This window comes from Thalassotalea mangrovi, assembly GCF_005116735.1.
Taxonomy (GTDB): domain Bacteria; phylum Pseudomonadota; class Gammaproteobacteria; order Enterobacterales; family Alteromonadaceae; genus Thalassotalea_A; species Thalassotalea_A mangrovi.
The window spans coordinates 1-12,018 of sequence record NZ_SWDB01000046.1 but is presented as its reverse complement, the minus strand read 5'-3'; the positions used below and the strand labels follow the sequence as shown (position 1 = coordinate 12,018).

The window sequence follows — 12,018 nt, the reverse complement described above, 5'->3', positions numbered from 1 at the left end:
TGAAAGTTCCTTCGAATTTATCTATTTATTCCCTTGTTTTCTCTGAATTATTTGTGGGGATAGCTCAGGGTCAGAGTCTGTGACTCTGACCCCTTGATTTTTGTGTTACAGTAAATGATGTCAGCTTAAGTACAGGAGAACCTTATGAAGCAGGGTTTAATGATTTTGTTCACCACATTTTTGGCGATGAGTCCGGTTGTATATGGCGCTGATATAAATAAGCAAACCAGTGATGAAATTCAACACCTATTGAAATATGTCGGTGACAGCGGTTGCAAATACGAGCGCAATGGTGAATTTCATCAGGGTCAGGAAGCCGTTGAGCACATTCAGAAGAAGTATGATTATTTTGCCGATGATATCGAAACCGCTGAAGACTTTATTGAAAAAAGTGCCACCCAAAGCCTGATATCGAAAAAGAAGTACATGATCCATTGTCCTAATCAGGACGCTGTGCCTTCCGGTGAATGGCTTCTTGAGGAACTCGACCGTTATCGCGAGCAGCAATCAAGTCAAAACTAAATTAGTTTCATGCTTCAGGCTACAAGCTATAAGCTATAAGCGGCAAGCTGATCTGTCATTTATCCCAGTTTTGGCACTGGGCGGCGGATAAAGTCATGACAACAGGACTTTCACGTCTGCGTGTCGCCCACTGAAACCTTCCCACTTATCAAATAAGTTAACGTCAAAATACATCACCTTGTAAATTATAGTGGTAACTGATTCAGAACCTTAATGAATACCATAAATCCAGTCCAGTCCCTGTATTAAGGTTGTGGGGAAGGCAGTTGCATGCCTGGCATCATTAATCATGTTGAATTTTACCTGGGTGTTTTGACCTGATTCTTTGCTAATTTTTTGCATTAGCAGTTTGGCTCCGGCAACCATATCTTCTCGTTCGCCATATTCAGGTCGTTCCAGACTACCTACGGCAATGTAGACTTTGATGGGGGATTCTGACTTTTTAACGGTTTCAGTGAGTATTTCGTTATCCCTGAACCAAACCGAAGGGCTTCCGAGGATGTAGCTGCTGAACATCTCTGGATAGTTGAACAGTATGAAGGCACCAAATAGTCCGCCGAGTGAGTTACCAACGAAGGTGCGTTGTGATGTACTCACTCGATAGTTCGTTTCAATAAACGGGAACAAAACGTCCCGGATAAATCGGGCATGGCCATCTGCGTTACCGGTTGGTAGCTTCCAGCCGGGTGCTTTGCTTGGTGTGTAATCCCTGATTCGGCTCGATGCGCCTCGTGAGCCTTTGGAATAGGAAATTGCTACGATAATCGCCTCTTCCATTTCACCATGGTTCATTGCAAATCTAGTGGCACCAGATGTGATTTGAAAGCTGTACCATGCATCGGTCAGGTAAATTACCGGGTAACGCTTCTCTTTGTTTGTTTTGTACGAGCGTGGCACTTTAACGAATATGGGATATACCCGGTCGGTTGCCGGCTCCTTCAATTCGATAGTTTCGCTTCTTGGAATTTCAAACCCGTTAAATGCCAAAGCCGAATAATTGCATATCAGACAGGACAGTATTAAAAGCAGCCGCAACCTTAGTTCCTTGTAAAATAACATCTAAATCCATTAACGATTTTTATCGAATCGTTTCTGTTCTGCACGACATTAACCGTTTCGAATAAGTTACGTCAATCCAGTCTCGCTTCCTGTTCATGTGAACAAGGTTGTAAATGCCTAAAACCGCAATCGTTAAAACTCTCGATGACAGCATCTATCAGGTTACAGTTACAGAGAATAGTTACCATAGATACATGCTCGAATCCTTGTTTAATATTTTAAGTTGAAAGGACTGCTGGCATTGACGGTTTACCAATCCATAGCAAACATGTAACGGCAGCAGATGCTCTTCTCTTGGGTGGCAAAAACGGGCGGCCGGGGCTTTCTCCCAATGAATTAATCTTGACCGGCGCTCTTGTTCATCAATGTTCGTACTACTGCATGTTTCTAGCAACCAGGATTCAAATGCTTGGTTCTGTTGCCTTGATTCGGCGCTCTGCGGCGCGAAGAACTGTTTCATATTATGAAAAGAAAACCCAGAGCCGATGACCAGGAGGTTGTCGATATCCAGTTCTTGCAGAGATTCGCCGATTCGGATATGTAACTCTGGGTCTAAGTTACTGACAAGTGATAATTGAACACAGGGTATATCCGCATCGGGAAACATAATTTTAAGGGGCACATACAGGCCATGATCAAAGCCACGCTGCTGCTCTAACTGACTGGTTATTCCCGCGTTTTTTAATTGCGTATAAAGCTTTTTGGCAATTTCAGGCTCGCCGGGACAAGGATATTTAACGTGATATGACTCTTCAGGAAATCCATAATAGTCATAAATTAACGACGGATTTGCTGCTGCCGTTATCGTCGGGGTCGCTTCCTCCCAATGGGCACTAATCACTATTATCGCCGAAGGTTTGTCGATTATGCTGGCAATGTTTTTTAGGCAGTCGACCATTTCCCGGTGTGTTTCATCACCGAGAAGAGGCATCGGTCCACCACCGTGGGAAAGAAAGAGCACCCGGGGTTTATTCACGTTTATTTACTCCAATTCATGGTTGCCGATGGTGTTCAGAACCGACACCTAGATACATTTCTAAGCGTAGGATAACCCAGGATATTATGATAAGTATCCATTTTTAATAGGGTTAGTTGCTTTACTGAAACCTGAGACCTAAATCCCGAAACCTTAGTTGGTTCAATATTCAACATTTCTTTTAAACGGTGGCAGAGAGTCAAGCAACTCTTTCCCATAGCGCTTGCTGACCAAACGTCGGTCGAGGATATAGATAGTACCGGTATCTTTTTCATTGCGTAGCAATCGGCCACAGGATTGAATGAGTTTTTTTGACGCTTCCGGAACCGTTAGCAACATAAATGGATTACCACCCTTAAGTTTTACATACTCGGACTGAGCCTGATCCACGGGTGAGGTTGGGACCGAAAAGGGGAGTTTAGTAATAATAAGGTTGGTGAGGTATTTACCCGGCAAATCCAGTCCTTCGGAAAAGCTCTGGCTGCCAAAAACAATACTGGTTTTACCCTGATCGCAGCGTTTCTTATGGGTTTCAATAATGTGCTGACGCGAATCTTCCCCTTGCATCAGTATCTCGATACTGGATTTTTCGCGTAATGCTTCAGCGACTTTCTGCATTTGCCAGTAGGATGAAAACAGTACCAGGTTGGCTTCTTCATTCTTTAACAAATTCGGTATCACTTTGATTAATTCGTCGGTAAATGCATCGCTATTGGTTGGCTCGGTTTTCATCGTCGGAATATGCAATACGGCGTTGTTCTGGTAATCAAATGGCGAGCCAATGCGCTGGTATTGGGTGCCATCATTTTTGCCAAGACCAACCTGACGGCGAAAATGATCAAATGAATTCAGGGCGCAGATGGTTGCCGAACATAATACCGCGCCTTCACACTTGCTCCAGAGATTATCTTCAAGCATAAAACCCACTTCAATCGGCGAGGCGCAGACAACCACATCGTCGCGCTTGCCTTCGCTTTGCTCTAGCCAACGAGCTAACGGAGCGCCTTTCTCCGAGTCGGTTTTTGCGTACATGGACCAGATTTTTTCGAGATTCTCCAGTCTTTGCATAATAAAACCGCTTTCCGATAACAGGCCTTCTGCCTGATACATCTGGATGGCTCCGTCTTTCACTTCTTCCATCAACAGGTTATAAAGTTTAGTGATCTCGGCAAGTGCCTTTTTACTGGAGCCAGCGATATCTTCAGCGAGATTCTTGAGGTTTTTCGGGATCACGCCATTTTCAAAGCGGTAATGTTCTTCATCGACAAAGTAGACCGCACGATTGGCCTCAATAAAACTAAATACTTTTTGCAGATCGGCAATAATGTCCTGGCAATAATCTGCCAGCTTTAAAGAAGGGGATATTGCCCGCTGATTTTTACTGAGTTTGGATATTTTATCGCTAAGAATCGTTACCTTGCTTAGCCAGTCCATCGCGCCTTTGACGGTGGCCATGGCAGAAGAATGATCCCGGGTAATTTGTGGTAAATGATGCGCTTCGTCGAGGATATAAATGGTATCTTCCGGCTCAGTAAGAATCTTACCGCCGCCAAGCTCAAGATCTGACAATAACAACGCATGGTTTACTACCAGGACATCAGCAAGCTCCATCGCTTCGCGGGCTTTATGAAACGGACAATTGGTGTGCTCCGGTAAGTGTTTCAGGCAGGAGTGACGATCGCATTGAATCGTTTGCCAAATATAGTGTGGAACAGACTTGGGCCAGGAATCCAGATCTCCCTGCCATTTTCCATTCGCCAACTTTTCGGCCATGGTTTTAAGCATACGGATATCAGAGGCCTTCGGCTTTTCCTGGAATAATGCTGCCTGACCCTCGTCACTGCCATCGTTTTCCTGGGTCATCGCCCCGAGCTTTTGCGCGCAGACGTATCGTTGGCGGCCTTTCACCAGGCAATAGTCGAAGTCCAGTCCAGACGTTTTTTGCAGGAAGGGTAAATCCTTATCCACTAATTGCTCCTGCAAGGCAACGGTTGCGGTAGAGATAATCACTTTTTTATCCCTGGCCATGGCTAAGGGAATCGCACCTAAACAATAGGCCAATGATTTTCCCGTACCGGTGCCCGCTTCAATAGCGATATGCTTGCGTAGTTTGTCGTATTCTCCACCGAGTGTTTTGGCAATTTCGGCAATCAAAAATGTTTGCTGTTTGCGCGGTGTAAAATTTTCGAGATTTTCGCCGATTTGTTTGTAAGCCTGGCGGATTACTTCCTTGGTCTTTTCACCGATCATGTATAAATGGGTTCCCATTAACTCGCGCTTCGAATATGCTGTATATAATAACAGGTCATTTCTTTGTGTGTCTATGAGTGGTAGCGATTCGGTAAACGCTAACAGTACGAATCCAGTAACGAGTCCCGAAAACCGGCAGGATGTTGAGCCCATGTCCGGCTTTGTGCTAACCAGGCAAATTCAGGAAACCGTTGACGGTATCCGTTTGATATTCTGGCTACAGACGGCGCTTGGGCCCGTAAAACTGGAAGTTGAAGGCGAGCAACCGGTATTTTTTGTCGAAACGGATCACGCTCAACTCGCTGCCCGTATTTTAAAACAACACAATATCAGCCATTCCTGTCGTGAATTAAACCTTACCGCCTTTAATCATAAAAAAGTCACTGGTTTTTATTTTAACCGCCTCAGTCAGTTTTATGTGGCCAGGGATCGATTGAAAGAACAAAACATAAAAGTTTATGAGGATGATATTCGCCCGGATGATCGCTTTCTAATGGAGCGTTTCATCTATGGTTCCCTCGTGTTTACCGGTGCAAACGCAACAAATCTCCCGGTTATTTCTCATCCACAATGTGCATCGGCAACGTTTCGCCAGGTTGAGCAAGGGCGGGCGAAAGCGGGGCAGTATACGCCAAGTCTTAGCATGTTATCGCTGGATGTAGAGTGTTCTTTTGCGGGCGAATTATATTCCATTGGTTTTTACCAGGACAGTCGCCAGGTAGTCATCATGATCGGTGAGCCGCAAGCAAACGCGGCTGAATATATTGTTTGGGTCGAAGATGAAAAAGCATTACTCCATTCGACAATTCACCTGATTAATAGCTGGGATCCGGATACCATCATCGGCTGGAATGTGGTTGGTTTTGATATGCGACTTTTGCAAAAGCGCTGCGACCTTCACAATATTCCGTTCGCCATAGGTCGCGATGGTTCGATATTGCAATGGCGGCAAAATCGCCTGTCGCCGGAACAACATTTTGTCATGATCCCAGGGCGCGTCACATTAGATGGCATCGATTTACTGAAAACCGCCACCTATAATTTTCCTAGTTTTTCTCTGGAACACGTTTCGCAAACCTTACTGGGCCTAGGTAAAGATATAGATGACGTGGATAATCGAGGTGAGGAAATCACCCGCAAGTTTCATCAGGATAAGCAGGCTCTGGCGAAATACAATCTGATGGATTGTAAACTGGTCTGGGATATTTTTATTAAAACCCAGCTGCTGGAATTTGCGATTCTTCGCTCCACATTAACCGGTTTGGAACTGGACAGAATCGGTGGCAGTGTTGCAGCGTTTACGAATCTGTATCTACCTAAACTGCACCGTGCGGGATTTATCGCACCGAACCTTGGCGATGGTGAACGGGACCTGGTGTCTCCCGGCGGCTATGTCATGGATTCCATTCCCGGATTATATAAGAATGTTCTGGTGCTCGATTTTAAAAGCCTGTACCCAAGCATTATCCGCACCTTTAAAATTGATCCTATGGGTATGGTGATGGGCATGGAACAGGCAGAATCTGCCCCGCAAGCCGTTATTCCCGGTTATGACGGTGCCAGTTTTAGTCGCGAACAACATTTTCTGCCTGAAATTATCGAGTCTTTATGGGCTGAACGTGATAAGGCGAAAGCCCAGAAAAACGCTCCGTTATCCCAGGCGATCAAAATTATCATGAATTCCTTTTACGGGGTTCTGGGTTCCACAGGCTGCCGTTTTTTTGATCCAAGATTGTCTGGCTCGATTACCAAACGTTCACACGATCTCCTTAAAACCACTCAACGCTGGATTGATGATTTGGGCTATAAGGTCATCTACGGGGATACGGATTCAATTTTTGTCAGCATAGGCGAAGGGCATGATGATGGTAAAGCCCAGGAAATTGGCAAAGAGCTAATGGCGTTGATCAATGCCCGATGGCAACAAAAACTGACTGATGATTATCAGATAGACAGCGCTTTAGAGATCGAATTTGAAACCCATTTTCATACGTTTTTAATGCCGACGGTTCGTGGCACCGATATTGGTACCAAAAAACGATATGCAGGACTGGTGGGACGCAAAGAGCACGAGCAGTTGGTGTTTAAAGGATTGGAAAGTGTGCGCACTGACTGGACCGAATTAGCCAAGTGCTTTCAGCAAAACCTGTATTTGAAAGTGTTCCACAATGAGCCCGTTGAAGATTACATCCGTGAGATGGTGAATGGCACCATGGACGGAAAATTTGATCATATGCTCACTTACCGTAAACGATTGCGCCGTAAACTGGATGATTACCAGAAAAACGTGCCGCCGCATGTTAAGGCGGCTCGCCATGCCGATGATATTCATAAAGCCAATAATCAGCCGCTGCGCTATCAAAACAAAGGTTGGATCGAATATGTGATGACGGTTGCGGGCCCGCAAACACTGGAACATCAACAAGCCCCCATTGATTACCAACTATATATTGACCGTCAGCTGGCTGCAATCGCCGATGGTATCCTGCCGTTTATCGGTAAAGACTTCTCATCGATTTGTGATCAACAGATGCAGTTGTTTTAGTGGTTAATTTCTCGATTTCTCTTCGAAAATAAAAAAGAAGAGGGAGGTGGAAGAGGTAGGTGGAAACGCTTACACCTTAAAGCTTTAAGCTACTCTCTCAATTGGCCGACAATTCTGTGTTAGTCTGAAAAACTTCGTGTAATTTCCTTATAGTTGCCGTATTCTAAAATTATATTTGGATGGCTAGATAGCTAAATTCCGAAATTTCATTAACTATCTTTAAGTCAGTAGTAATTAACGGATACAGTGTCGCAATGAAAAAAAATACCGCAATTGTTAATGCCGGGCGTCAGAAAAAATGGACTCAGGGAGTCATCAATCCTCCAGTGTTCAGGGCTTCAACTATCGTGTTTGATAGCGTATTGGATATGAAAAAGGCAACGGCCAAGCGTGGTGAACAGGCAATGTTTTACGGTCGCCGCGGCACGCCAACAACCTTTGCTTTTGCCGATGCAATGACCGAGCTGGAAGGCGGGGCAGGTTGTTACGTATATCCCTGTGGCACAGCGGCCATCACCAGTGCAATTCTTGCTTTTGTAAAAACCGGCGACCACTTATTGATGGTCGATACTGCCTATGAACCTACCCGCGATTTTTGTGAAAAAACCCTGGCTAATCTTGGTGTTGAGGTAACCTTTTATGATCCCATGGTCGGTCGAAATATCGAGCAGTTAATAAAACCCAATACGTCTGTTATTTTTCTCGAGTCACCAGGTTCGCTGACCATGGAAGTTCAGGACGTACCGGGTATCTGCGACGTAGCTCATTCGCAACAACAGGACATTACCGTAATTCTCGATAATACCTGGGCTTCTCCGGTGTTGTTTCAGCCATTTGATCATGGTGTCGATGTCTCAGTTCAGGCGGCAACAAAATATATAGTCGGTCATAGCGATGCCATGTTAGGTACCGCCACTGCTAACGAAAAGTGCTGGCCGACGTTAAGAGAAAATTCTTACCTACTTGGCCAATGCGCATCGCCCGATGATATCTATCTGGCGATGCGGGGGATCCGCACTTTAGGCGTACGTTTAAAGCAGCATCAGGCAAATGCGCTGCAGATTGCTGAGTGGTTAGCAAAACGCGATGAAGTGGAATGCGTGTTGCATCCGGCATTTGAAAACCATCCTGGTCATGAGTATTTCAAGCGGGATTTCCTTGGCAGCAATGGTTTATTTTCATTCATTTTAAAAGATTCGAATTCACAGGCTTTAAATGCCATGCTCGATGGTATGGAACATTTTAAAATGGGTTTTTCGTGGGGCGGATATGAGAGTCTGATACTGGCAAACTCAAACGTAGCAAAGCTGCGTAGCGCAACACCGTGGCCGTTTGATAAACCCTTGGTTCGGTTACACATTGGCCTCGAGGATGTTGAAGACCTGATTGTCGATTTAGAAAAGGGCTTTGTGCGCCTGAATGAGTGTTTAAAATAGGTTTCAGGTTTCAGGTGAGTTTTGTCTATGTTAACGGCCAGTCAGATTGAATCAGCTGTCCTTGTAATGGGCGATGCTGGTATCGCCAGTCATTGCCAGCGTTATTTTAAAACCGCTAAAGGCGAGTACGGGGAAGGAGATGTATTTATCGGCATTCGTGTCCCGAATCTACGCAAGCTCGTACCTAAGTACAAAACCATTGAACTTAATGAACTGGATACTTTACTGCAAAGCCAGTACCACGAAATTCGCTTATTGGCGTTGTTTATTCTGGTAAAGAAATATCAGTTGGCTAAAACCGAGAGCGAGCAACAGGCGTTGGTCGACTTTTACATACAACGCTTAAAATGGGTAAATAACTGGGATTTAGTGGATAGCTCCGCGCATCATATTCTCGGGCATTATTTATTGAATCGAGATAAAGGATTGTTATTCGACTTTGCCCGTTCTGAACATTTGTGGACTCGGCGTGCAGCAATGATTGCAACCCTTACGTTTATCAAACATCATGACTTTGAGCCAACCTTAACATTATCAGACATGTTAATTAATGATCCGGAAGACTTGATTCATAAAGCCTGCGGGTGGATGATCAGAGAGATTTTTCGCCATGACAGACAAGTACTGGATACTTATTTAAAAAAACATTACCAACAAATGCCAAGAACCATGCTCCGCTACGCTATCGAAAAGCATGAGCCAGAGGTTCGCAAAATGTATCTTTCCGGCACCATTTAGTCATTTTAAACACCAACCCTAATTATCGGGACATTGCCGTTTCAGCTATTATTGTATAGATATCATCCACCTAAGCCTGGAATAACGATGATTATTAAACGGCTAACCTATACATTGTATCGAGACTCCTTGATATGAGCCAGCAGGTCATGCTGTATGGATATAGTAGTGTCGCTATTGTGATAACACTGTTCCTGGTTATTGTTGTCCTGAATGAAATCGGCTTTCGAATTGGCCGTTATGTGCAGTCACGTACCGACAGTGAGGTAAAGTCGCTTACTGGTTCGATTCAGGCGAGCATACTGGGTTTGCTGGCGTTATTGCTTGGCTTTACTTTTAGTATGTCGATGCAGCGCTTTGATAATCGCAGCATGGCACTAATAGACGAAGCAAATGCAATCGGTACGGCGATACTGCGGGTGCAATTGCTACCCATCAATTACCGGAACGATGCAAAACGCCTGCTAAATGATTACGTTAAATTGCGGGTGGAAATCGGCAAGCTGGATTTGACCAAAAAAAGTGAACGCCTGTCCCATAATGAGCAAATATCGCGATTACAAAAACAACTGTGGTCATTGGCGGTTAAAGCAACGGCGGAGGATCCCAGGCCAGTTACCACCGGCGCGTTTGTCAAATCGCTGAACCAGTTGATAGACAGCCAGGGTAAACGTAATGCTTTATTGCAGATGCATGTACCAGAAGTGGTGGTGCTGTTATTGTTTGTGGCGTTTATCTCTTCTGGCGGCATCATGGGATATTCTGCAGGATTGAGTGGCACCCGAATGCTGGTTCCTATTGTCTTAGTCTCTACTTTGATTGCATTGATCGTGTTTATTATTGACCTGGACAGGCCAAAACGAGGATTGATTCAGGTCAATCAAAGCGTGATGGTCGACTTGTTGAAAAAGGGCGAGGGAAACGATCATTAAGTAATATTCCCATCTGAGTCAGCCAATATTAGTCTGATGCTAAGTCGACACTATGCCTGTGTCGGGTTTCAATGGCTGTCAGGTCGCATATCTCTACCGATAATTTTTACTATTCTTCCTGTCGTCTATAATTTCATTTATCCGCTAGCTTCAAGCTATTCATTTGACGTGTTTTGACACAGTAAAACTGTCGGGAGATATCGTGTCGTCAATAACCATACGAAATGCAGGCATTGAAGATAGTGGATTGATCTTAAGATATATCAAAGAACTGGCTCGATTTGAACGAGCCGAGCAGGAAGTAAAAGCGTGTGAACAAACGATTAAAGCGTCGTTATTTGGTCCTGGTTCGGTAACACGTGCATTAATTTGCGAGTATGATGAAAAGCCAATTGGTTTCGCTATCTACTTTTTTAATTACTCTACCTGGCTGGCGAAACAGGGGCTATATCTTGAAGATTTATACATTAGTCCCGAATTTCGGGGACGAGGAGCGGGCAAAGCCTTGTTAACAAAACTCGCCCGTATTGCCGTAGACAGTAATTGTGGCCGGTTTGAATGGAGTGTTCTCAATTGGAATCAACCCGCCATCGATTTTTATCAAAGCCTTGGCGCTAAACCGCAAAGTGATTGGGTAATTTACCGGCTATGTGGCAAAGCGCTTCTTGAGTTAGCACAATAATATTTTCCGTAATTGGAATCGAAGCTGTATGCAGTCCATTTAAGGATAAGTCGGGCAATTCAGTTTTTATGTGGGAAAGTGGTGGTACGCACTAATTGCAGGATAGCCCAGTCACCTAAGGAGGCTATCATGCGCATGAACAGTAAAAATTTGCTGTTTATTTTTCTGGCAGTTGTCGTTTTTGTTCTGTATTCCCCATTTGCCACTCAGGCCGCAGACGATGCGACCGCCAGCTCTCTTACCTCAGTAATGCATCAGACCGCCGGAGTCTGGCGGGGTGAGCTATATTATCTGGATTATCAAAGTGGAGAGCGTTACTTCATCCCGATGCAGGTAGAGGCAAGTTTAAGCACCAATCAGGATACATTAATCCGCCAATTTACGTTTACCGACCCTAATCATGTGGTTTATGCCACCCAGTTATTAACCCTGAACGAGCAGGAAAGCAGTCTCGCCGAAGCATATTTTCGTGATAACCAGGGTGAATGTTTTGACTATGAAATCACCAAAGTACAGATAGTCGACGAAAAACACTGGCGTGTTGAATTTCAGAATAAAGGCCTCGATGATGGACGCCAGGCATTGGTCCTGATGCACTATGAACGCAAAGGAAATAAATTGTTTTCCGAGAAAAAAGTGAGATACCTTGATGATAGTGATGAAGCAGTTTTTCTGCGCAACGGGAGCAAGCTGACTCTGATGGAACGCTGAGATTTTGGCATTGTAATTTTATTGCAACAAAAGCTGGCGTAGATTATTTAGTCAGTTACAATGGCGCTGTTCGTGTATCATACCAATCATATTAAATTATTGCTCACTCAGTGAGAATTTAAAGGCTTTTAGACAAGGCTTTGATTGCAGAGAATGGTCGTTCCATT

Annotated in this window: 10 protein-coding genes; 7 read left to right on the top strand and 3 right to left on the bottom strand. The window is 44.5% G+C overall.

Annotated features, from left to right (window positions below):
* Positions 1 to 144: 144 nt before the first annotated feature.
* A complete protein-coding gene (locus E8M12_RS16110; protein ID WP_246034210.1) occupies positions 145 to 522 on the top strand; it encodes a DUF5329 family protein in 378 nt (125 codons plus the stop codon).
* Between the two features lie 210 nt (positions 523 to 732).
* Here the strand turns inward: E8M12_RS16110 and E8M12_RS16105 are convergent, their stop codons facing one another.
* The 3 genes from E8M12_RS16105 to dinG all read right to left on the bottom strand — a co-directional run bounded on the left by E8M12_RS16105 (position 733) and on the right by dinG (position 4,807).
* Entirely contained in the window at positions 733 to 1,581 is an 849-nt protein-coding gene (locus E8M12_RS16105; RefSeq protein WP_136737297.1) for an alpha/beta hydrolase, read from the bottom strand.
* A 181-nt stretch (positions 1,582 to 1,762) separates the two neighbouring features.
* Positions 1,763 to 2,557, bottom strand: coding sequence for a DODA-type extradiol aromatic ring-opening family dioxygenase (locus E8M12_RS16100; protein WP_136737296.1), 795 nt, complete (start codon positions 2,555 to 2,557; stop codon positions 1,763 to 1,765).
* Positions 2,558 to 2,719: 162 nt separating this feature from the next.
* A complete protein-coding gene (dinG, locus tag E8M12_RS16095) occupies positions 2,720 to 4,807 on the bottom strand; it encodes an ATP-dependent DNA helicase DinG (RefSeq protein ID WP_136737300.1) in 2,088 nt (695 codons plus the stop codon).
* A 151-nt stretch (positions 4,808 to 4,958) separates the two neighbouring features.
* On the opposite strand from dinG, the gene E8M12_RS16090 reads away from it, so the two are divergent.
* The 6 genes from E8M12_RS16090 to E8M12_RS16065 all read left to right on the top strand — a co-directional run bounded on the left by E8M12_RS16090 (position 4,959) and on the right by E8M12_RS16065 (position 11,851).
* Positions 4,959 to 7,352, top strand: coding sequence for a DNA polymerase II (locus E8M12_RS16090; protein ID WP_136737299.1), 2,394 nt, complete (start codon positions 4,959 to 4,961; stop codon positions 7,350 to 7,352).
* A gap of 254 nt (positions 7,353 to 7,606) precedes the next feature.
* Positions 7,607 to 8,788, top strand: a complete 1,182-nt coding sequence (locus tag E8M12_RS16085) for a cystathionine beta-lyase (RefSeq protein WP_136737295.1) — start codon at positions 7,607 to 7,609, stop codon at positions 8,786 to 8,788.
* 27 nt (positions 8,789 to 8,815) lie between these two features.
* Positions 8,816 to 9,526 (top strand): DNA alkylation repair protein, encoded by a 711-nt coding sequence (locus tag E8M12_RS16080; RefSeq protein ID WP_136737294.1) that lies wholly within the window; start codon positions 8,816 to 8,818, stop codon positions 9,524 to 9,526.
* A gap of 134 nt (positions 9,527 to 9,660) precedes the next feature.
* Entirely contained in the window at positions 9,661 to 10,458 is a 798-nt protein-coding gene (locus tag E8M12_RS16075; RefSeq protein ID WP_136737293.1) for a bestrophin-like domain, read from the top strand.
* Positions 10,459 to 10,657: 199 nt separating this feature from the next.
* Positions 10,658 to 11,140 carry a GNAT family N-acetyltransferase gene (locus tag E8M12_RS16070; RefSeq protein WP_136737298.1) on the top strand — a complete coding sequence of 161 codons (483 nt, stop codon included), beginning with the start codon at positions 10,658 to 10,660 and terminating at the stop codon, positions 11,138 to 11,140.
* Positions 11,141 to 11,269: 129 nt separating this feature from the next.
* Positions 11,270 to 11,851, top strand: coding sequence for a hypothetical protein (locus E8M12_RS16065; protein ID WP_169303167.1), 582 nt, complete (start codon positions 11,270 to 11,272; stop codon positions 11,849 to 11,851).
* Positions 11,852 to 12,018: the final 167 nt, after the last annotated feature.

Coding starts and splice junctions, on each gene's coding strand:
- E8M12_RS16110 (WP_246034210.1), top strand. CDS start 145: ATGAAGCAGGGTTTAATGATTTTGTTCACCACATTTTTGGCGATGAGT.
- E8M12_RS16105 (WP_136737297.1), bottom strand. CDS start 1,581: ATGTTATTTTACAAGGAACTAAGGTTGCGGCTGCTTTTAATACTGTCC.
- dinG (WP_136737300.1), bottom strand. CDS start 4,807: ATGATCGGTGAAAAGACCAAGGAAGTAATCCGCCAGGCTTACAAACAA.
- E8M12_RS16090 (WP_136737299.1), top strand. CDS start 4,959: ATGTCCGGCTTTGTGCTAACCAGGCAAATTCAGGAAACCGTTGACGGT.
- E8M12_RS16085 (WP_136737295.1), top strand. CDS start 7,607: ATGAAAAAAAATACCGCAATTGTTAATGCCGGGCGTCAGAAAAAATGG.
- E8M12_RS16080 (WP_136737294.1), top strand. CDS start 8,816: ATGTTAACGGCCAGTCAGATTGAATCAGCTGTCCTTGTAATGGGCGAT.
- E8M12_RS16075 (WP_136737293.1), top strand. CDS start 9,661: ATGAGCCAGCAGGTCATGCTGTATGGATATAGTAGTGTCGCTATTGTG.
- E8M12_RS16065 (WP_169303167.1), top strand. CDS start 11,270: ATGCGCATGAACAGTAAAAATTTGCTGTTTATTTTTCTGGCAGTTGTC.